We start from the raw sequence: 22,501 nt of genomic DNA on the forward strand, positions 1-22,501 counted from the left end.
GAGCGTATATATTTATGGTTCAGGTTATTCAAGGAAAAGATGTCAGCCTTAATCAACTGATTGAGCAATTTGCTTTGGAACGTATTGATGATGAAAACTTTTTCCGTGAGTGGCGGGATAATTTACCAGAACTTAATGAGTTAGAAAAGCAAAATATTGAAGAAATCAAAACCGAATATCAGCATTTATCTCGATATCCCATTTTAGAACCTGTAGTCAAAATGGTGGTACTCTCGCCTCTATTACGTCTAGCAGGTTTTTATCAACCACCTTTTTACATTGCTTCCGAAGAAGAAGTGGAAATTTCTTCTGAAGATGAAGGCACAATTATTCGAGGACGCATTGATATATTGGTATTTCATCCACCATTATGGGTGCTGGTAATTGAAGCAAAAAGAGCGCAGTATTCTTTAGAAGTAGCAATTCCCCAAGCATTAGCTTATATGCTTGCTAATCCTGAATCTGATAAACCAGTATTTGGTTTTGTCACCAATGGTCGAGAATTTCAATTTATTAAATTGAGCAAACAAGGTATACCCAAATATGGATTATCCTACACACTATCACTGAATCGTGGAGATGATTTACATACTGTTGTAAAAGTCTTAAAGCACCTAGCTGATTTAGCCAGTCAATAGTCAATAGTCGTTTCCTCGATTTCTCACAACTTTTTTTCCTGAAGTTTTCTCGTTGTTTATAAATCGTAGGGGCGGGTTAAGCCAGATATTTACGGATGATGGGAATATATTTATGAACCATTGGTGTCAACTTAATGTGAAACCCGCTTGGTGACTAGGTTATATCCTCACCCCCAGCCCCTCTCCCTCAGGGAGAGGGGAGCAAGAGATTTAATTCCCCTTCTCTTGGGGGAGAAGGGGTGAGGGGATGAGGGCGAGGGTTTTTGTACAACACGCGCTGTATATAGCTTTTAGCTTAAGTTGACACGTATGGTTCACAGATATGCTCCAATAATTCACGACTATCTCGCTTAACCCGCCCCTACTTGGGCTATTAGTAACAAAACTAAGACAGAGGCTATTTTTAACTTAAATTGACACAAATGGTTACTCAATAACCACCGTCAACAGTCATCCGTCACCCGTCACCCGTCAACCGTCAACCATCCCTATGACAAACTACCAATATCAAGTCGGGGGAAGTTTGCCCCAAGATGCACCAACTTATGTCAGACGACAAGCTGACAATGACATCTATGCAGGCTTGACGGGGGGTGAGTTTTGTTACGTCCTCAATTCCCGGCAGATGGGCAAATCTAGTTTGCGGGTGCAGGTAATGCAACGGTTACTAAATGAAGGCTTTGCCTGTGCGGTGATTGATATTACTTCTATTGGGACAGCAGATATTACCCCAGAACAGTGGTATGCGGGGGTGATTGATACCCTGGTGGGGAGTTTGGATATTTATACCAGCTTTGATTTAGAAACTTGGTGGAATGAGAACGGTTTACTTTCGCCTGTGCAGCGTTTGAGTAAGTTTATTGAAACGGTTTTACTCAAAACAATTACTGAGAAGATAGTAATTTTTATTGATGAAATAGACAGTATTCTCAGTCTGAAGTTTAACCTTGATGATTTTTTTGCCGTAATTCGCGACTGCTATAACCGTAGAGCCACCCATGCAGATTATAATCGCCTGACTTTTGCTTTGATTGGGGTGTCTACCCCCTCAGATTTAATTCAAGATAAACAACGCACTCCTTTTAATATTGGGCGGGCAATTGATTTAACTGGTTTTCAATTCCATGAAGCGGAACCTTTAGCGCGGGGTTTGGCGGTAGTGGGTAATCCCGGGGAATTGATGCGGGCGGTGTTGGCTTGGACGGGGGGACAGCCGTTTTTGACGCAGAAGGTTTGTCAGTTGGTGGTGGGGGAAGGAGGCAGGGGGCAGGCTTCTCTGCGAGAGGCTGCGCCAACGACTTCGCTCAGCCTTCAGACAGGACAAGGGGAGCAATCTAAAATCCAAAATCTAAAATCCAAAATTGAATTGTGGGTTGAAGATTTGGTGAGGCGGCGGATTATTGAGAATTGGGAAATGCAGGATGAGCCGGAGCATTTGAAGACGATTCGCGACAGAATTATGGCGAGGGGGGAAGAGAAGACTGGGAGGTTGTTGGCGTTGTGTCAGCAGATTGCCCAGCAGGGGGAAATTGCGGCTGATGATAGTGCGGAACAAACTCAGTTGCGGTTAACGGGATTGGTGGTGAAGCGGGATGGTAAGCTGCGAGTTTATAACCGGATTTATGCTGAGGTGTTTAAGCAAGAATGGAGTGAAAAGCTTTTGGCAAAGCTGCGCCCCTATTCTGATGCTTTTAATGCTTGGGTGGAGTCGCAACAACAAGATGAGTCGCGGTTATTGCGAGGAAAGACTTTGCAGGATGCTCAAGAATGGGCGACGGGTAAAAGTTTAAGCGATTTGGATTATCGGTTTTTGGCTGCTAGTCAGGAATTAGAAAAGCGCGATGTGCAAAGGCGCTTGGAAGCCGAAGAACAGGCGAAGCAAGTTTTGGCAGAAGCGAACCGCAAAGCTAATCGGCGGATTCAAGTTGGTTCTGTGGTGTTGGGTTTTGCTGTGGTGGGGGCGGTAGCATCATTTATAGTTACTCAAAAAAGTCTTGATGTATCCAAAAATGCTGTTGCGGTAGCAGAATCAGCAAAGGCAGAAACGGATAAAGCTCAAGCAGAGTTAGAGAAAGCGAGAACAGAAACCGCAGCTACCAACAAAAAGAATCAGCAGATAGCAGCAGCGAATAAAAATTTATCAGCCCAAGCAAAAAAGGCACAAGAGAATCTAAATAATGCCAATGCAAACTTGAAAGCTGCAAATACCAAGGTGAATGAGGCACGGCAAAACCTGAAAATAGCAGAAGATAAAGTAGCAGTAGCTGATGCAAAAGTAAGTGAAGCTGAAAAAAGGGCAAAGGAAGCAGTTCAACAACAAAAAACAGCACAAAAGCAGCGTGAAGAAGCTGTTGCAGGTTTAAATCGGGCTAGGGAAGAACAAAAGCAGGCGCAACAAGAATTAAATAAAGCTCAAATTGCCCTGAATGCGGCAGTAAATGCTCAGACAATTGCTTTGAAGGAACTAAGAAAAGCAGATATATTCCGAAAAATTGCTGTCGAGAAATTAAAAACAGCACAAGCCGACCGAGAAATTGCTTTAAAGGGTACGCAATTAGAACAAGCAGGAACAAATGCGTTGCGAGTGTTTGCACCTTCAAGAGAAATAGAGGGGTTGTTGGCAGTAATGCAGACTGCGGAAGAACTAAAAACTCTGGTAAAGGATAAAAAATCTTTAGCAGACTATCCTGCTTATAGCCCTTTGTTTAGTTTACAAAACGTTTTGTTAAATATTCGCGAACAAAATCGCTTGAAAGGGCATAGCGATTATGTCAACAGCGTCGTCTTCAGCCCCGACGGCAAAACCTTAGCTTCCGCCAGTGATGACAAGACGATCAAATTGTGGAGTCGGGACACAGGCAAAAAAATTTCCACCCTGACTGGGCATAGCGAATCGGTCAACAGCGTTGTCTTCAGCTCAGATGGTAAAACTTTAGCTTCCGCCAGTTATGACAACACTATCAAATTGTGGAATCGAGACACAGGCAAAGAAATTTCCACCCTGACTGGGCATAACGAAGCGGTCAACAGTGTCGTCTTCAGCCCCGATGGCAAAACTTTAGCTTCCGCCAGTTATGACAACACTATCAAATTGTGGAATCGGGAGACGGGCAAAGAAATTTCCACCCTGACTGGGCATAACGAAGCGGTCAACAGTGTCGTCTTCAGCCCCGATGGTAAAACTTTAGCTTTCGCAAGTTATGACAAGACAATCAAATTGTGGAATCGAGACACAGGCAAAGAAATTTCCATCCTGACTGGGCATAGCGAAGCGGTCAACAGTGTCGTCTTCAGCCCCGATGGCAAAACTTTAGCTTCTGCAAGTTATGACAAGACGATCAAATTGTGGAATCGAGACACAGGCAAAGAAATTTCCACCCTGACTGGGCATAGCAGTTGGGTCAGCAGCGTCGTCTTCAGCCCCGATGGTAAAACTTTAGCTTCCGCCAGTCATGACAAGACGATCAAATTGTGGAATCGAGACATAGGCAAAGACATTTCCACCCTGACTGGGCATAGCAGTTGGGTCAGCAGCGTCGTCTTCAGCCCCGATGGCAAAACTTTAGCTTCCGCCAGTGCTGACAAGACGATCAAATTGTGGAATCGAGACATAGGCAAAGAAATTTCCACCCTGACTGGGCATAGCGAAGCGGTCAGCAGCGTCGTCTTCAGCCCCGATGGCAAAACTTTAGCTTCTGCTAGTCTTGACAAGACGATCAAATTGTGGATTCGGGAGACGGGGAAAGAAATTTCCACTCTGACTGGGCATAGCGCACAGGTCAACAGCGTCGTCTTTAGCCCCGATGGCAAAACTTTAGCTTCCGCCAGTTATGACAAGACGATCAAATTGTGGAGTCGGGACACAGGCAAAGAAATTTCTACGCTGAATGGGCATAGCGCAGCAGTCTACAGCGTCGTCTTCAGCCCCGATGGCAAAACTTTAGCTTCCGCCAGTCATGACAAGACGATCAAATTGTGGAATCGGGAGACGGGCAAAGAAATTTCCACCCTGAATGGGCATAGCGAAGCGGTCAGCAGGGTCGTCTTCAGCCCCGATGGCAAAACTTTAGCTTCCGCCAGTCTTGACAACACCATCAAATTGTGGAGTCGGGACACAGGCAAAGAAATTTCCACCCTGAATGGGCATAGCGCAGCAGTCAACAGCGTCGTCTTCAGCCCCGATGGTAAAACTTTAGCTTTCGCCAGTCGTGACAACACCATCAAATTGTGGAGTCGGGAGACGGGCAAAGTTTCTATGCTGACTGGGCATAGCGCATGGGTCATCAGCGTCGTCTTCAGCCCCGATGGCAAAACTTTAGCTTCCGCCAGTGATGACAACACCATCAAATTGTGGAATCGGGAGACGGGGAAAGAAATTTCCACCCTGAATGGGCATAGTGAAGCGGTCTACAGCGTCGTCTTCAACGCCGATGGTAAAACTTTAGCTTCTGCCAGTTTTGACAACACCATAAAATTGTGGAATCTGAGTCTTGATGATTTATTAGCGCAGGGTTGCAGTTGGCTGAAGGGTTATTTGATTAGCCATCCTGATGAGGCGAAGGTGTGTGAGGGGAGGTAGGGGGAAGAGGGGGACAAGGGGGACACACTTCGGCTGCGCTCAGTGACCGGGTACAAGGAGGACAGGGGGGCAAAGCACGGATGCAATAGGTCGTAGGGGCACGGCACCGATAAAATTATGTGATGCACCGAAAGATTATGGATGCCGTGCCCCTACAATTGGTCGGAACGCCAAGGGTATTTGAAGATAAATGTAGAGTGAAAGGCGATCGATTAGTAATTTAACAAGGCAATTTCTGTTCTGAACTCGGAGTTTCTTGTTTGGAACGAGAATGTTCCTGTTTGGAAGGAGAATGTTTCTGTTCTAAACAAGAATGTTCATGTTCCGAACTCGGCGTTTCATGTTCCGAACTCGGCGTTTCATGTTCCGAACTCGGCGTTTCATGTTCCGAACTCGGCGTTTCATGTTCCGAACTCGGCGTTTCATGTTCTGAACTCAAAGTTTCGTGTTCTGAACTCAAAGTTTTCTGTTCCGAAGCTATTTGATGAGGCTTTTTATGTGAGAAAGTGCGTAGACTTGTCTTGTCGTAGACATCGCGCTTCTTTCCCCCAGCTTACAGCAATATTTCAGGTAAGTCAGGTACGCGCTTCGGGGCATGGCAGTGCCAGTGCCCCTACAATCAACGATAATCTGTACCTCACCCACTGGCAATCTGCTGTTAATATCTGGTTCAACTCCCAAAACTTTTAATTGGGCGGCTAATTTTCCTAACCCATGAGTAAAAATGCCCAATGCCCACTCGCCCTGAGCGAAGTCGTTCGCGTAGCGTCTCGAAGAGAAGGGATGCCCCATGCCCCATGCCCATCTTCAAAACTGACCCAATTGCAATCTATAATTCAAACTAAAGAACCAAGCATCAAAGTTAATATTTTGTGACGTAGAATCGCCAAAGCTCACGCCGCCCTGGAGATTCAAACTACTATCCTTCGACACGCGATAATTTAAATGCCCAAATAACCGATGAAATTGGTCTTCTCGCGCATCTGGGCGATTGGTAAAATCAGAAAAGTTGAACTGGTAGTTAACTCCGACTTGTAGCGGTTGTTGCAAGTAGTAGCTTAAAGATAACCATAAGGAGTTAACGATCCGACTGCGGTTGTCGGGATCTGAAAAATTGACGCTCAATTCATAGAAGCTATCGAGGAATAATTTAGAACTGAGGGGATCTCGTCGTCCTAAAGACAGCCTGACTGCATTTTCATTCAAAAAGCGATCGCCTGCCTTAAAATTACTACCATTGTTGGCGTAGAACAAATGTTGATTACTCCAACTGAGTTCGCCATACATCCGCCGTGATAGTTGCTGATACAAACTGACGTTGAATCGCAACTGATTGTAATCATAAACAGATTGATCTAAGTAATGAATCTTGTTACCATCAATCGATCCGCTGATAAAAGTCTTAGAACCCAAAGGTAAATAGGTAGAGGCTAAAGTCAGCCCGTAAAAAATTAAGCTATCCTCAATTGGGTCAACACTAGAAGAAAAAATATTACTCGAATAAAAGTAACCCACACGAGCTTGTAAAGAACCTATCGGTTTAAACCGAACCACAGGCTTTTCTTGTGGTAGCGGTGGCTGTTGCTCTAAAGGTGGTGGATCTGGTAATTGTCTTGGTTTTACCCGCAATCCCAATTCCAAACTCCCAGGAATAGGTAAAGACTGTGTTTGTTTTTGTAATACCTCTATTAGGTTCTGTCGCCTTTGAGCATAATCACCCTCAGGAGGTTCTAAAAGTTGCTCTATTTGATCTGGGGAAGGAGTAGGAATTCCTGGTGGCGATTCTAAAGGTGGCGGATCGCTTTGCTTTTGCAAATCACCAGTATTATCTTCGGTTGGAGGACTTGCTTGAGAACTATCCGTTTCTTGATTAGCTTGATCCGGGGATGCTTGTGACTGTATTACATCACTAACTCTTTGAGAAAGTAAACGCCTCACACCAATTGATTGTTGACATATATAGTCTTGACAGTCAGTACTGGCTGGTAAAGCTTGCAATTCCGTACTAGCAGCTATCAGCAAAGACTGATTGGACTGAGATAATTTTTTAGTTTCCCCATGATCTTGGTCAATACAGCTTTCATATTGGCTAAAGCTTTCAATCTTAATCTGCTCTGGAACAGAGATATTGTGCTCCAGCTTGACAGATAAGTCACTATTATCTGTCTTGGCTAACTTCGGCAGATCTAATTTTGATACTGGAAGACTTTGTACATCTTGCTTTAGTTGCTGACATCGCCGTTCAGGCTGTTTTTGGCTTGCTCCCAAAGCAACCTTCTGAGGTGGCTCAAATACACTCTGCGAGTCCACACCAGAATTTTTAGCCCATGCTGTATTTTTGGTGTCTACTTGTATGACACCATTAGTCGTGAAAAAAATTGCGAATAAAAAACTTTTCCAGCCCTTGGGTTGCATCTTTGATGGCGTTGATCGCGTTTGGCAAACGTAGATTCACAAGCGGACTCGGAAATTCCCAATAGTAATTTCAAATTCCCGACCAACTCATCCCCTGATAATTGCTTCTAGTACAGCACAATTTAAGTAAGCTCACCATTTAGCACTTGATAAAAGCCAATCATCAAAGTTTTTAACTTTTGAGTGATGACTTTTGATTGCGGCATTTGCCGTTAGGCGTTACCGTAGACTTGCGGTACTAGTTTCTAAAACTTGATTAGAATATTCAAGATTACTATATATTATCTTTATACTTATTTAACCGAAAATTTAAAGATATTAATTTTTTATATATTTTTAGATATTTATATACTAAGCTTAAAACTAACATGATAGTATATCTACCCATTTTATTAAAATTTGCTGATTAAACTTAGTATTACAACTGGCATAAAGTTTAAGCAAAGTATAAAAAATAACTAAATTATCAATTAAATCGGAAAATAAGTCTTTAACTGAGTTGATAACAAAAAAATTTTGAGTTCACAATTATGTTTCAGAAATTTTTCCCACTTTTAGCGATCGGTGTATGGGGAGTTGTAGTCTTGCCTTTGTCAAAACCAGCACAGGCAGCTACTCCTTTAACCAGAGGAGAAATTCAGGATTTACGGAACTTAGTACAGCTAATTCCCAGAAATAGCCCAAAGCGGCGTCCAGCACGCAAATTAGATCCCATGATTCCTGGGGATGGGCTATCTACAGGTAGAGCATCCCTGGCAGATTTACGCTTTAATGACGGCTCCTTAGCAAGAGTTGGCGAACAGGCTGTATTTCAGTTTTTACCGAAAACTCGTAACTTTAGACTATCAAATGGAACAGTATTACTACTGATTCCTCCTGGAAGGGGACAAACACGTATTCACACACCGAATGCCGCAGCCGCCATTCGGGGTTCAGCATTATTTGTGCGCTATGACCAACAAACGGATACCACAATTGTGGGCGCACTGACAAATAGTGGGATAGAAGTATCTAATAAACAAGCTACTCAAAGTCGGGTACTGGAAGCCGGACAACTGATGGTGATTGTCAAAGGTAAAATCCAGGGCTTGTACGATTTTGATTTAAGAACTTTTTATGAAACTAGCGATCTAGTTCGTGGACTGGATTTGACTAGACAGAATCTTGCACCGACACCCGATCCCGCGATCGCTAGCGTTCAAGCTGAAACTTCAGCCGCAGTAGCTACACAAACCCCAATAACTAAGGGTGAGGGAGTACTAGAAAATCCATCATTCTTACAGCTAACAGCTACTTCTTCATCAGAGTCGGAGTCACAGTCCCAGTCTGCAAGCAGCACCGAAGAAAACACTAACAGCAGCAATAATCAAGAGGAAGCTAGTGTCAATCCGAGCCAAGAGGATCTTTCAGTAGACTCCTTTGTTAACACAGGGGAAGTTCAATCTAGCGAGCAATTAAATAATAACAATAACAATGTTGATACTAGTCAATCTGTAAAACAACCGCTCATTCCTTCCCGTCCACCAGAAACAACTCCCAATCCCGGTGGCAGTAATCCCAACCCCGGTGGCGGTAATCCCAACCCCGGCGGTGGTAATCCTAACCCCGGTGGTGGCACAGGTACAGATGGCGGCAATCCTAATCCCGGTGGCGGCAATCCCAACCCCGGTGGCGGTAATCCCAACCCCGGTGGCGGTAATCCCAATCCCGGTGGCGGTAATCCTAATCCCGGTGGCGGTAATCCCAATCCCAGTGGCGGTAATCCCAATCCCGGTGGCGGTAATCCCAATCCCGGTGGTGGTAATCCCAATCCCGGTGGCGGTAATCCCAATCCCGGTGGTGGCACAGGTACAGATGGCGGCAATCCCAACCCCGGTGGCGGTGATACAGGCGGTGGTAATCCCAATCCCGGCGGTGGCGATACAGATGGCGGCAATCCCAACCCCGGTGGCGGTGATACAGGCGGTGGTAATCCCAATCCCGGCGGTGGCGATACAGGCGGCGGTAATCCCAATCCCGGCGGTGGCGATACAGGCGGCGGTAATCCCAATCCCGGCGGTGGCGATACAGGCGGCGGTAATCCCAACCCCGGTGGTGGCACAGGTACAGATGGCGGCAATCCCAACCCCGGTGGCGGCGATACAGGCGGCGGTAATCCCAATCCCGGTGGCGGCACAGGCACAGATGGTGGCAATCCCAATCCCGGTGGCGGTGATACAGGCGGTGGTAATCCCAATCCCGGCGGTGGTGATACAGGCGGTGGTAATCCCAATCCCGGTGGCGGTGATACAGGCGGCGGTAATCCCAATCCTGGTGGCGGCGATACAGGCGGCGGTAATCCCAACCCCGGTGGTGGCACAGGTACAGATGGCGGCAATCCCAACCCCGGTGGTGGCACAGGTACAGATGGCGGCAATCCCAACCCCGGTGGTGGCGGTACGGGCGGGGGAGGTAGACCAACATCCTAAAAATCAGATGTTATTGATATAACAATGCAATCTCAGTTACTTAACTGAGTAAAATCTAGGGGAGCCGACTAATAAAGCCGACTCCCCTTAAAATTATTTATAATAATTAATTCAAATGTATATTTAAATACTTCAATTGCAGAAAGTAGTTATAAATATTGGCGATTACTGTCAAAAACTAGGTATTGTTGCTATTAATGTTAGAGCATCTGCTAACGCTAGATTAAATCAAGAATAGGACTTCAATGGCAGATTAGGCTGTGTAAGTTTTGGACAGCTAAATGCATAGTTGTGTAAGAGATACATAAATTTATGGCTTTTGATTACGATCTATTTGTAATTGGTGCGGGTTCTGGCGGTTTAGCAGCTTCTAAGCGTGCTGCTAGCTATGGGGCAAAAGTGGCGATCGCAGAAAACGATCTAGTTGGTGGAACTTGTGTGATTCGCGGCTGTGTTCCCAAAAAACTTATGGTGTACGGTTCCCATTTTCCTGCACTGTTCGATCATGCCGCAGGCTATGGTTGGCAAGTGGGTGAGACAAAATTAAATTGGGAACATTTTATTACATCCATAGATAAGGAAGTGCGGCGGCTATCCCAACTACATGTCAGTTTATTAGAAAAAGCCGGAGTTACATTGATTCCTGGTCGTGCTAGTTTATTAGATTCCCACACTGTAGAAATTGGCGATCGCCAAATTACAGCCGATAAAATCTTAATTGCTGTTGGCGGGCGACCTTTAAAACCAAATTTACCAGGGATGGAATATGCTATTACCTCTAACGAAATTTTTCATCTCAAAGAACAACCAAAACACATAGCCATTATTGGTGCTGGTTATATTGGCACAGAATTTGCATCCATCATGCGTGGTTTAGGTTCCCAAGTCACACAAATTATTCGCAAAGACCTAATTCTAAAGGGTTTTGATGAAGATATCCGCACAGGAATTCAAGAAGGAATGGCTAATCACGGTATTCGCATCATCCAAAATAACGTGGTGACAGCAGTTGAGAAAGTACCAGAAGGTGTGAAGTTGTCCTTATCTGGGGAAAATACAGAACCGGTGATTGCTGATGTGTTTTTAGTCGCCACTGGTCGAGTTCCCAATATCGATGGATTAGGTTTAGAAAATGCTGGAGTGAAAGTTGTCGCCACTGCTATCGAAGGCCCGGGATACTGTACTGAAAATGGAATAGCTGTCAATGAATATAGCCAAACTACTCAACCCAATATTTTTGCAGTTGGTGATGTCACCGATCGCTTAAATTTAACGCCAGTCGCCATTGGTGAAGGACGCGCCTTTGCTGATAGCGAATTTGGCAACAACCGCCGCGAATTTAGTCACGAAACCGTACCCACAGCTATTTTTTCCAACCCAGAAGCAGCTACTGTCGGTTGGACAGAAGCCGAAGCTAAAGCCAAACTAGGTGATGATGCAGTCACAATCTTCCGCACCCGCTTCCGTCCGATGTACTACAGCTTAACTGGTGCCCAAGAAAGAACCATGATGAAGTTAGTAGTAGATACTAACACTGATAAAGTTCTCGGTGCGCACATGGTAGGAGACAGCGCCGCCGAGATTATTCAAGGAATAGCGATCGCAGTGAAAATGGGCGCAACCAAAAAAGACTTTGATGCTACTGTGGGTATCCATCCCTCAGCCGCCGAAGAATTTGTCACAATGCGGTAAATTTTGTACAGACGCGATCGCGTCTGTATAGAAAATACTGGCTGATAAAAATTTTGAATTACTTTATCTACTTACACGGCTTTGCTTCTAGCCCTAATTCTGCCAAAGCACGAGATATACGCGATCGCTTTGCCAGAATTAACATAAAACTCAAAATTCCCGATCTCAACGCTGGCGATTTCTCCCACCTAACTATTACTCGTCAGCTAACTCAAGTTTTGACAGAATTTCCTAATGATTCTCAACCAGTAACCTTAATCGGCTCAAGTTTAGGTGGTTTAACCGCAGCCCACCTAGGGCAAAAATCCTTACAAGTACAGCGTTTAGTCTTATTAGCACCAGCCTTTGAATTTTTATCCCATTGGTTAGCAAAACTCGGAGAAGAAAAAATCCAACGTTGGCAACAAGAGAAATATCTCCCGGTGTATCACTATAAAGAAGGACGAGAACTGCCATTACACTACGATTTTGTGATAGATGCTGCCCAATATCAAGAAAATGTATTAAAACGCCCAATTCCTACCCTAATTTTGCATGGAACCGAAGATGAAGTCATTCCCATATCAGCTAGTCGCGAATATGCGCGATCGCGTCCTTGGGTAAAGTTAGTTCAACTCGACAGCGATCACAGCTTGGGAAATGTCACAGAACAAATATGGCAAGCAATCCACGGCTTTTGCCAGTTACCTGAAAGCTGTAAAATTTGAAAAATTAGTCAGTTGTCATTTGTCATTTGTGGCAATGCCCAATGACGCCACTTGCTTTAAGCCTACGGCACTTCCTTCAAGTCGGCAAAGCCTCCCAACGGAGTGCCTTGGAAACCCGTCCAACGCAGTGGCTCCCCAATGCCCCATGCCCCATGCCCATCAACTAAAATTATGCTTCCCTTCATTCGGTCAGATTTAGCTCAATTCACAGCTTACAAACCCCATCCTAGCAGCGATACAGCCGATGCAGTCACTACACAATTCGATCGACTAGATACCAATGAAAGCCCCTACGATCTCCCAGCAGAGTTAAAAGAAAAGTTGGCTTGGACTTATCAGCAAGTAATTGAAACAAATCGTTACCCTGATGGCGGACATGAAACACTTAAAGGAGCGATCGCAGATTATGTGAATGAGTCAGCAGCCCTCTCATCATCTGGTGTAACGGCTGCTAATATTTCTGTGGGCAATGGTTCAGATGAATTGATTCGTTCTTTATTAATCGCTACCTGTTTAGGGGGAGAAGGTAGTATTTTAGTTGCCAATCCGACTTTTTCGATGTATGGGATTTTGGCAAAAACCTTGGGGATTCCGGTAATAGAAGTCGGTAGAAATGCAACCAATTTTGAAATTGATTTACCATCTGCCCAAAAAGCGATCGCTCAAACTCAAAATCCCCCGATCCGCGTGGTATTTGTAGTTCATCCTAATTCTCCCACTGCTAATTGCTTAACAGCAGCAGAATTAGACTGGTTAAGAAGTCTGAGTCCAGAAATTTTGGTAGTAATTGATGAAGCTTACTTTGAATTTAGTCAAACTACCTTAGTTGCAGAATTATTACAACGGCCAAATTGGATTATATTACGTACCTTTTCTAAAGCTTTCCGGTTAGCAGCTTTGCGTGTTGGCTATTGTGTAGCTCATCCAGAAGCGATCGCCATTTTAGAAAAAGTCCGTTTACCTTATAATCTTCCCAGCTTCTCTATCGCTGCTGCCTTAATAGCTTTGCAAAACCGCCAGCTATTACTCGCATCAATTTCCCAAACTCTTACTGAACGTGACAAACTAATCCACGCTTTGTCACAATACTCAGCATTAAAAATTACACCTAGCGCCGCTAACTTTATCTACTTGCGTGTCGCACCCAATAGCAGTATTCCCGAACAAGCAGCTTTACAAAATCTTCATCAAAAATTGAGACAATCTGGTACGCTTGTTCGCCTTCTTCCCCAAGGATTACGAATTACAATCGGCACTCCAGATGAAAATGCCCGTACCCTCAATCGGTTACAGGCTGCTGTGACAAATCTGGCATTTTAACTATCAACTCACTTAGTAATTAAATCTACTTTCTCCATCACTGCCCAAACGGCGTACCATACTCACCGTTTGTGGCAATACACCTACTAACAAAGCAAAAGCAACATCTGGTAAATTAGCTACAGTTTCCAAGGGGAAATATTGTTCAAATTGATCGAGAATCTTTTGTACTCGTTGTTGAGGAACTTGGTTTTCTGTAATTTGTTTAATCAAGCGAATCCATTGTCGCCTAATTAAATAAGCTTTCTGACGCTCATCATAAGATTCAGGAGTTAATAAAGACAAATTACCTATAGGTAATGCGCCTTGGCAATCACAATCATATTCCCCACCAACAGCAGCCCCAGGCCCAGCAAACTCCGCATGGTAACGTTTAAAAAGAATTAAACCATTCCGTTTGCGACTATTGACAATAAAGACTTTACCACTATGTAGTAGTGTGAGGATATCCGAGCCTTGCGGTTGCTCAGTTCCATCTGGCATTACAATATAGTCAAAGAAAGTGGTTTCAGGATAATAAGTTGATACCATAGGAATCTGATAGCGCTGGCATTGTTCGCTATCCATGTTTTCTTAGATTGGCAAATAATTGAGTAGTAGTATGCACTAAAAACTGTAACTTACTGTTCAATCAAATGAAATTTTGATTTTTCTTATTATTAGGAAGCCTACGGTCAATTTCAGTAAATTATGAATAAATAAATTAGATTGAACAATTGAGTGATTATATTCTATGAAATTTAACTTGATTTGTCTCCTATTTACAAGGAAAATTTTTTAAAGTTTTTATAAAGTTCAATATATTAAATACAAAGTTATCATGAGGAATTAATAGCTTATGTCAATATATTTAATCTTTATACACTTTATTTATCTTAATGTAACTAATATGTAGCATTGCTGTGAATAAATAAATTATCCCTTAGGAATACTTGAAACCCTTACTCTTAGATACTTATCCATTCTACCTAGTGTAGTAGATTTTTTTAAAAAAATTGGTTTTCAGGATTTTAGTCAACACAATTTAAAATCCTTGCTAAATTAGCATAACCTATCAAAAAATTCATTTTTTTAACTTTTTCTCCCAGGCTGTTGATCCTACAACCCTAGAGAGCAAAATCTTTATTCTAAACTCTCTCATCGCTAATGCAAACGCTCTTATTATTAAGTTAAATTCCCACAAGAATTAGCTTCCTACCTTTGCGCCTACAACAATTCCTGGAAAATCCTGGAAAATCAATACATATAGCTGATTGTTAGCTACCTTCCCCAGGCTATAGCTCACAATTAGTACTTATTCTCTATGACTGATTTTCCAGATAGTCAGAAAAATCGCGATCGCAAATCTCAGGTGCTGAGATCGTTACTCAAATGTTTGTGCAATAATATTTGGTTTGAAGATTTTGGCAAAAATAGATTCCAATTAGATTCGACTTTATGCACCCTGTATCCTAACTTGCAATACAACTGTCGCGCTTGGTAGTTATTTTCCAAAACATGTAAATATAAATCTTGAAATCCCCATTCCTGGGAAACTTTTTCGCAATTTTTGAGTAATCCGGAGGCTAAGCCATGTCTACGGTATTGTGGTCGCACTGCTAAATTAGACAGATAAGGAAAACTTCTGCCAGTCTGTATCCAAGAATGACTAAAACGTATACCTAATTCTACAGTTCCCACCAAGTTATTAGCTGCATCTTTAGTAGTATCAGCCGCTACCAAGCAAACGTGATGGGGTGCAGGTGTCGCCAAACGGTGCTTCAAGTCTTCATAGATTCCCAAACGCAGTAATGGAAAAGCCCATCCCCATATACCTTTTTGCGAGTGAAAACTTTCCGTAATAATTTGGGCAACTCCATATAGATCAGCAGGTGTTGCTGCACGGATTTGAAATTGGCGCTCCGACAGATCCGCTGGAACTATGACTGGCTCTTGGTGGTATGTGTTAAAAAACCAGGATGTCAAGGCTAGTTTACTATTGATTACATTTAATAAGGAAAATTTTCTCAAATATCTTCAAACACTTTACAACTTTATGCAAACTCTTAGAACATCGTAACTATTACTGTAAATTTGCGATCGCTAAGCAAATAAAGTGTAGGCACAGACGAGAAAAACAAATACTCTCTCAATATAATGTATCTCAACTGGAGTAGAAGGTTGAAACTTCAGCAGACAATATTGCCAGAAAGCATTGTAGATCGCCATTGAGGGATTGTATTCATCTGTCACAGAAATTGGGCGAGCAGAATCAGGTGTTTGGCGATCGCTGTACTAGCTTGAGGCAGTATCCTGAATACATGTATAAATTATTATCAGAGTATAAGCTGAGTCTGATTGTGAAAATATTGCTGATATTTCCATGAGTATCATAAATAAAATTTACCTACAAGTGTTAGTGCAACTGCTGTAACGGGAAAACTTAATATGCAGCTACAGATGGATTTTTCAGCCAGCCTTGAGTGCTGTATGTGTATAGTGTTTTGACGGTTCTAGCTGGAGGTGAGGAAAGATTTGGTAAGCATCGACTCTGTAAGACAAAAACCGAATAACAAAACAATTGCCTTGCTTGAGAGCGAATGGCAATCATTACCAGCCATTGAGGCGAATTACTGTGAGTAAATGCTTTAACACTCAGCACTCATGTAGCCATACAGCCTTATTCGTCAAAATGCTCTGCTCTTACCTGACTCAGAAACATCCCTGTCTGATCAGATTATTCTTTATCCAACTGCCGTTGCAGCAGGAAAGCGGTGCATGAAATCCCAACAAGCAAACAGTAAGCCGAAAATATTGGTTGTCGATGATGAACCAGACAACCTTGACTTGCTTTACCGCACCTTCTATCGTGATTACAAGGTGCTAAGGGCAACTTCTGGGCCTGCGGCATTGGATCTGCTGGCAAAAGAAGGAGAGGTCTCAGTGATCATCTCCGATCAGCGAATGCCGATTATGAGCGGTACAGAATTTTTGAGCCTGACAGCGACTCAATATCCAGATATTATCCGGATTATCTTGACTGGCTACACGGATGTCGAAGACTTAGTGGAAGCCATCAACGCTGGTAAGGTATTCAAATATGTCACTAAACCGTGGGAAGCCGAAGAACTCAAAGCAGTAGTTCGCCAAGCTTTGGATACTCATAATGTCCTGAAAGCCCGTACCCGCGAACTGACACGCACGCTGCGTCAAGAATCACTGCTGAACACTGTCACTAATACTATTCGTAGTGCTTTAGATTATCGACAAATTTTACAAGCAATTGTCGATACAGTAGGTCATATGTTGGAAGTGGATGTGTGTCTGTTACGCCCCTTCCAAGATGGGCAATTAGTAGATGAAGGATTTATTTACCAGAAGGCTGCGCCTGAGAGAATTATCAAAGAAGCAGATAATTCTGCGGCTTCATCTGTTGGTTCTTTGGTATCTCAACCTTTGTTAGCCCAGACAGTATGGGAAACTCGTGAAGTTCAAGTTATTCATCATGTAGCTGATGATGAACGCATCCAAGGCGATAGTCTTGAACTAGAACAACGTCGAGCAGCTTTTATTACAGCTAACATCAGCTCCAGCTTGGTTGTGCCGCTGATTTGCCAACAAGAACTGATGGCAGTACTGGCATTGCACCAATGCTCTGAATCCCGAATTTGGAAGGAAGAGGAAGTACAGTTGGTGATGATGGTAGCAGATCAGGCAGCACTGGCTTTATCCCAAGCTTATACCTACGAGCAAGTGCGTGCTTTGGCTAAGCGGGAAGCTTTAATTAATACAGTCACTACCGCAATTCGCTCTAGTCTCGATCCGCAGGATATCTTTGCGGCAATTACTGAACAACTAGGACAAGCCTTACAAGTTAATGGCTGTGTTCTATCCTTATGGACAGAAGAAGATGAATTTGTTCAATGTGTGGGATTATACGATAGTTCTCACAATTTAGACAGTAATCATAAACCCATTCAGGAGTCGGTATTAAATAATAATCATCACTATTTAACAGAAGAATTACCTAATTCCCAGACTCCAATTAAAGAAAATCCAATTCTGCAAGAAATTTTGCGGACACAGGAACCTGTGGTAATTGCGGATATGAGCAATTGCCCGGTAGAAATTAAGGGTTTTGATTTACCTTTAAAAATGCCAGCGCGATCGCTCATGGTTGTGCCTTTATTAGCTGATGGCAAATGCATCGGTAGTATTACCCTACGGGAAGGTAACAAATCACGCCGCTGGTTAGCTTCGGAGATTGAACTAGCTAAAGCCGTAGCTGCACAAGCGGCGATCGCAGTACAACAATCACGTTTATATCAAAAAACCCGCGATCAAGCTGAACGCTTGTTGCAATTAGATAAACAAAAAACCGAATTTTTCCAAAATATTTCCCACGAGTTTCGGACGCCAATTACTTTAATTCAAGGGCCTTTAGAATCAGCGGTAAATAATGGTGATGGGTTGTCCTACGCTCAAAGTGCGATCGCTTTGCGCAACTCTAGGCGATTGCTGAGATTGGTAAATCAACTACTAGATCTGCAACGCTTAGATGCTGGGAGAATGCAGCCTAGTTTCCGTCCCTACGATCTAGATGAATTTGTCAGTCAAATTGTCGAATCTTTTCGCCCTTACTGTGAGAAAAAGGGACTGCATTTAGTCACCGATTTAGATAAATGCCCCGAAGTTTACTTGGACATGGAAAAATTTGACAAGGTAATTTATAATCTCCTGTCAAATGCCATGAAGTTTACTCCTGAAAGCGGCACAATTGGCATCAGACTGATATCTGCTGGCAAAAATTGTATATTACAAGTACAAGACACAGGAATTGGCATTGTTCAAGAACAAATTCCTCACCTATTTGAGCGATTCCGCCAAGCTGAAGGCTCAGAAAATCGCTCCTATGAAGGTAGCGGTTTGGGTTTGGCTTTAGTCAAAGAATTGGTAGAACTGCACGGTGGTCAAGTAACTGTAGAATCAGTGTACGGTGAAGGTACAACCTTTACACTGCATCTTTTGGTTGGTAGTAGCCATTTACCCATAGACCAAGTGCATGATACACCTTGTGAACTGAATACCAGCCGCGCCAGTGTGGAATTGGCTGATTTAGAACTAGTAGAGCCAACAGTCGAAAATATCGATAATCTACCACAAGATTTATTACCGAGTTCTGATATTCAAGAACTGCAAGCAAACAATAATGGCAATCATGCAAAGACTGGTCATTCTATTCTGGTTGTAGACGATAACCCAGACTTGCGAACCTACGTATCTGAGATTATTCGCAGCAATGGCTATCAAGTCCATACAGCGCGTAACGGTGCTGAAGGATTACAGATAGCGCAGAAAGTTTCACCAAGTTTGATTATCACTGACTTAATGATGCCCTTGGTGACGGGACTAGAAATGATTCGCATGATTCGCAATGAAGAAAAGCTCAAAGGAACACCAATCATTCTGTTGACTGCTAAAGTTGACGAAGAAACCCGAATTGAAGGTACAGAACATGGAGCTGATGCTTATTTAGCTAAACCATTTAATGACCGGGAACTTCTAGCAGAAGTCAGGAATCTTTTAGCTTTAAAGGAAAATGAACGCCGGGTATTAGAGTTAAATACTTATTTGACAGAATCCGTATTAAAACGTTTTTTACCACCGGTATTGGTGAAAAAAGCTGCTGCTGGAGATTTAACCTTAGATTTGCGTCCAGAACCGCGTTTAATCACAGTTTTATTTAGTGACATAGTTGGTTTTACCCAACTTGCAAATACTCTCAGATCTCGAAGGGTAGCAGAGTTGCTCAATGAGTATTTAGAAGGTATGACCAAGACTGTGTTTGACAATGGCGGCACTGTCGATAAATTTATGGGAGATGCTATCTTAGCTTTATACGGAGCACCAGAAGAATTAACACCGAATGAACAGGTGCGTCGTGCTATTAATACTGCTAGAGCAATGCATCGCTCTTTAGATCAGTTGAATCAGCGCTGGCGAGATCAAGGGATCTTTGAGTCTAATGGACATTCTGGTGTCAAGTTCCGTTGTGGAATTCACCAAGGTACAGCAGTGGTGGGAATGTTTGGTAGTGCTGAACGTGCTGATTACACTGCTATTGGGCCTAGCGTCAATATTGCTGCTAGATTGCAAGCAGCAGCTATTCCCGGTACGATCCTAGTCTCTGCTGCTGTAGCAGATTATTTACAGGATGAAGAAATTACCAAAGTCAGTCCTTTAGAACTTAAAGGAGTAGATGAAACAGTTCTTACCTTTGCTGTGACAGCAGATATCATGGCTAATCGCTGAAACTAAACTGGATTTGGAAGCGTTAGTCTGGTAAAGAGTAATAGCACCCAATCAGATCCAGTTTGAAATTTAATATGACACCATCGGTTGCAGATCAGACTTCAACTCTAGCAAAGGACTGGAGACGACATACAGACCCACCTGGTTTATGGGTTGCTGTAGTTATAGGTTCGTTGAGCCTGCACTTAATAGCTTTTTGGCTGATACGCTCCTATCAGTCTAGTTTATTGCGACGACAGCAAAGTCAAGCGGCGATTCCGATTGACTTTGTCGAAATTGCTCCGCAACCGAAATCACCAGTCAAACCAAGAGCGAAAGTACAACCCACTACGTCTCTACCAAAATCAGTATCATCAAAGCCTTTATCTACTAATCAAAAATTACAACCCAAAAATTTACCTCAACCTGTAGTTACAACAAAACCCAACTCTACTAATACTGAAGAGAAAAATGCTGTAGCGATCGCACAGCAACAACAACGCCAACGCGAACTAGTTCAACAACAGCAGCGCCAAAGAGAACTCGCCGAACAGCAACGCGAACTAGCTCAACAACAGCAGCGCCAAAGAGAACTCGCCAAACAGCAACGCGAACTAGCTCAACAACAGCAGCGCCAAAGAGAACTCGCCGAACAACAGCGTCAACTGGCTCAACAACAACAGCGCCAAAGAGAACTCACCGAACAGCAACGCCAAAGAGAACTAGCTGAACAAACTCCACAAGGAAGTCAAGAAAAGTTACCACCTCCACCCACACCGCAGTCTGGAGGAGGGTTGTTTGCGCTCTGGGTTCCGCTGAGTGAAGAGGAACAAAGACAGAAGATGACGCGATCGCCTTTACCAGAGGGGTTGAAACTAGCTGAACATATTGGAAGTAACGAAAAAAAAGTTGAGTCAATTTACATTAACCGTAACCTCGATCTTCCTGTAGTAGATTTTTTAGTATCCTTGGTCATTGATAATACTGGCAAGTTTATAGAAGCTGAGGTGATAGACCCTGCAATCCCCAAAGCACAAAGAAGTGATTATGAGCAATATGCTAACGATGTTTTCCAAGGTGAGAAATTTAAACCAGCTTATTATTCTGACGGCAGAACACCGCCAGAACGCACCAATCGTTTTGTCCGGCTGAAAATAGAACGCCGATAACTCAGATTAAGTACTTGAATTGTCGTGATTGCTGTGCTATTCTTATAAAGTTGGAAATTTGCGGGCGTAGTTTAGTGGTAAAACTATAGCCTTCCAAGCTATTAATGCGGGTTCGATTCCCGCCGCCCGCTTTATCAGTAAAACCCCTGAGAGCAAAGACTTTCACGGGTTTTTTAGTCGTTCTAGATAGCAGGAGCACTAGAACATAAGTACTAATAAAATAGGAAAAATTGGGGTAGATTGGGTGTAAATTGGGTGTAAAACAATTAGAGCAAGTGTACTAATTTATCTGTGTACAATAAACAAAGATTGTGAAAGTTAAGGGTGCGGAATGTGATACCAATTCAAATAATCTTTGCGACACATCAAAATATTCTAAAGGGCATGGCAGTGCCAGTGCCCCTACAATCTGTCGCATTCTTTTTTCTAATTGGTATGAGTTTTAAAACTTGAGATGAAGCCAGCATTTTTCATAAATTAAGTAAGTCGGCGGAAAAATTTATAAGTATGTAACGAAAACTTAACCAATTTGACTAGAGTTAAATTTAATACGTTGTGTGGTGTGGTTTCCTCTTTCCCCTCTGGCTTGAACACCATCAATTACTGCGTAGGCTAGGTCTAACTCATCATCAAACATTCGTCCTGCTAATTCATCCTTTTTAAGGTGTTGCCACTCTAATTCAATTGGGTTCATTTCAGAACAATATTTGGGCAAAAAGAAGATATATAAACCCATGTCTTCCCACTTTGACCACATCTGTTGAACTTCTTTGCACCGATGTATTGGGCCATTGTCTTGCACGATTACCCTAATGCGTCCGACATCAGCAGCTTCGCGGGCTTCTTGCTCCATCATCTGTATATAAGACTTGCGATTAACACCCCCAATAACCAAACCGTAAACAAAACTGATTAGAGGTTGAAAAAACCCGATAATGCTTAGTCTTCGACCCCGACGCTTTGTCTGTTCTAAGCGTTTTTGCTCACCTCGTTGGTAATAGCTGTAACTTGGCTCACTCCATGCACAAAACCCTGATTCATCCAAATACTTCAGGTCTATTTCTCCCGTAGCAGCAGCTAATTCCAACATATCTAGGTCGGCTTGCTTCTCTTCTCGTACTACAGGGTCTTGTTTTCCTTTATGACTCTTCCTGACTCGCTTCCATATGACCCCCTTTTTTTTAGCACCCGTCTTAACCTGTCGGCACTTAGTTTCACGTTGCGATCGCTCTCTAATTTTTGA

14 protein-coding genes, 1 tRNA gene and 1 pseudogene are annotated in these 22,501 nt (G+C 43.1%); 10 read left to right on the forward strand and 6 right to left on the reverse strand.

Features of this window, described 5'->3' with window-relative positions:
- Nucleotides 1–14: 14 nt before the first annotated feature.
- Nucleotides 15–638: a type I restriction enzyme HsdR N-terminal domain-containing protein gene (locus tag H6G41_RS02505; RefSeq protein WP_190743281.1), complete on the forward strand. Its 624-nt coding sequence runs from the start codon at nucleotides 15–17 to the stop codon at nucleotides 636–638.
- Nucleotides 639–1,128: 490 nt separating this feature from the next.
- The gene (locus H6G41_RS02510) at nucleotides 1,129–5,217 is read left to right on the forward strand and encodes an AAA-like domain-containing protein (protein WP_190743283.1); all 4,089 of its coding nucleotides are present in this window, start codon (nucleotides 1,129–1,131) and stop codon (nucleotides 5,215–5,217) included.
- 220 nt (nucleotides 5,218–5,437) lie between these two features.
- Here the strand turns inward: H6G41_RS02510 and H6G41_RS02515 are convergent, their stop codons facing one another.
- Together H6G41_RS02515 and H6G41_RS02520 are read right to left on the reverse strand one after the other, a co-directional pair.
- Nucleotides 5,438–5,677: a hypothetical protein gene (locus H6G41_RS02515; protein ID WP_190743285.1), complete on the reverse strand. Its 240-nt coding sequence runs from the start codon at nucleotides 5,675–5,677 to the stop codon at nucleotides 5,438–5,440.
- Nucleotides 5,678–6,024: 347 nt separating this feature from the next.
- Complete coding sequence (locus H6G41_RS02520) at nucleotides 6,025–7,632, reverse strand: hypothetical protein (protein WP_190743287.1); 1,608 nt, start codon at nucleotides 7,630–7,632, stop codon at nucleotides 6,025–6,027.
- A gap of 530 nt (nucleotides 7,633–8,162) precedes the next feature.
- Here H6G41_RS02520 and H6G41_RS02525 point away from each other — a divergent pair.
- The 5 genes from H6G41_RS02525 to H6G41_RS02540 all read left to right on the forward strand — a co-directional run bounded on the left by H6G41_RS02525 (nucleotide 8,163) and on the right by H6G41_RS02540 (nucleotide 13,819).
- Nucleotides 8,163–10,100 carry a FecR family protein gene (locus H6G41_RS02525; RefSeq protein WP_190743289.1) on the forward strand — a complete coding sequence of 646 codons (1,938 nt, stop codon included), beginning with the start codon at nucleotides 8,163–8,165 and terminating at the stop codon, nucleotides 10,098–10,100.
- Between the two features lie 312 nt (nucleotides 10,101–10,412).
- Complete coding sequence (gene gor, locus H6G41_RS02530) at nucleotides 10,413–11,792, forward strand: glutathione-disulfide reductase (protein WP_190743291.1); 1,380 nt, start codon at nucleotides 10,413–10,415, stop codon at nucleotides 11,790–11,792.
- A 53-nt stretch (nucleotides 11,793–11,845) separates the two neighbouring features.
- Nucleotides 11,846–12,499, forward strand: a complete 654-nt coding sequence (locus H6G41_RS02535; protein WP_199315995.1) for a YqiA/YcfP family alpha/beta fold hydrolase — start codon at nucleotides 11,846–11,848, stop codon at nucleotides 12,497–12,499.
- A gap of 41 nt (nucleotides 12,500–12,540) precedes the next feature.
- A complete protein-coding gene (locus H6G41_RS35635; protein WP_277878001.1) occupies nucleotides 12,541–12,666 on the forward strand; it encodes a hypothetical protein in 126 nt (41 codons plus the stop codon).
- Nucleotides 12,667–12,670: 4 nt separating this feature from the next.
- A complete protein-coding gene (locus H6G41_RS02540) occupies nucleotides 12,671–13,819 on the forward strand; it encodes a histidinol-phosphate transaminase (RefSeq protein WP_190743346.1) in 1,149 nt (382 codons plus the stop codon).
- A gap of 12 nt (nucleotides 13,820–13,831) precedes the next feature.
- Here H6G41_RS02540 and H6G41_RS02545 read toward each other — a convergent pair whose 3' ends face one another.
- The 3 genes from H6G41_RS02545 to H6G41_RS02555 all read right to left on the reverse strand — a co-directional run bounded on the left by H6G41_RS02545 (nucleotide 13,832) and on the right by H6G41_RS02555 (nucleotide 16,460).
- Nucleotides 13,832–14,386: a hypothetical protein gene (locus H6G41_RS02545; protein ID WP_190743293.1), complete on the reverse strand. Its 555-nt coding sequence runs from the start codon at nucleotides 14,384–14,386 to the stop codon at nucleotides 13,832–13,834.
- A gap of 780 nt (nucleotides 14,387–15,166) precedes the next feature.
- On the reverse strand, nucleotides 15,167–15,784 hold the full coding sequence (locus tag H6G41_RS02550) for a GNAT family N-acetyltransferase (RefSeq protein ID WP_190743296.1): 618 nt from the start codon (nucleotides 15,782–15,784) through the stop codon (nucleotides 15,167–15,169).
- 457 nt (nucleotides 15,785–16,241) lie between these two features.
- Nucleotides 16,242–16,460, reverse strand: coding sequence for a hypothetical protein (locus tag H6G41_RS02555; protein ID WP_190743298.1), 219 nt, complete (start codon nucleotides 16,458–16,460; stop codon nucleotides 16,242–16,244).
- 116 nt (nucleotides 16,461–16,576) lie between these two features.
- On the opposite strand from H6G41_RS02555, the gene H6G41_RS02560 reads away from it, so the two are divergent.
- The 3 genes from H6G41_RS02560 to H6G41_RS02570 all read left to right on the forward strand — a co-directional run bounded on the left by H6G41_RS02560 (nucleotide 16,577) and on the right by H6G41_RS02570 (nucleotide 21,389).
- Nucleotides 16,577–20,110 carry a response regulator gene (locus H6G41_RS02560; protein WP_190743300.1) on the forward strand — a complete coding sequence of 1,178 codons (3,534 nt, stop codon included), beginning with the start codon at nucleotides 16,577–16,579 and terminating at the stop codon, nucleotides 20,108–20,110.
- Nucleotides 20,111–20,184: 74 nt separating this feature from the next.
- Entirely contained in the window at nucleotides 20,185–21,258 is a 1,074-nt protein-coding gene (locus H6G41_RS02565; protein ID WP_190743302.1) for a hypothetical protein, read from the forward strand.
- A gap of 60 nt (nucleotides 21,259–21,318) precedes the next feature.
- Nucleotides 21,319–21,389, forward strand: a tRNA-Gly gene (locus H6G41_RS02570).
- A gap of 389 nt (nucleotides 21,390–21,778) precedes the next feature.
- Here H6G41_RS02570 and H6G41_RS02575 read toward each other — a convergent pair.
- Nucleotides 21,779–22,501, reverse strand: a pseudogene (locus tag H6G41_RS02575) (IS630 family transposase); the annotation flags it as partial.

The organism is Tolypothrix sp. FACHB-123, from assembly GCF_014697075.1.
Taxonomy (GTDB): Bacteria; Cyanobacteriota; Cyanobacteriia; order Cyanobacteriales; family Nostocaceae; genus Aulosira.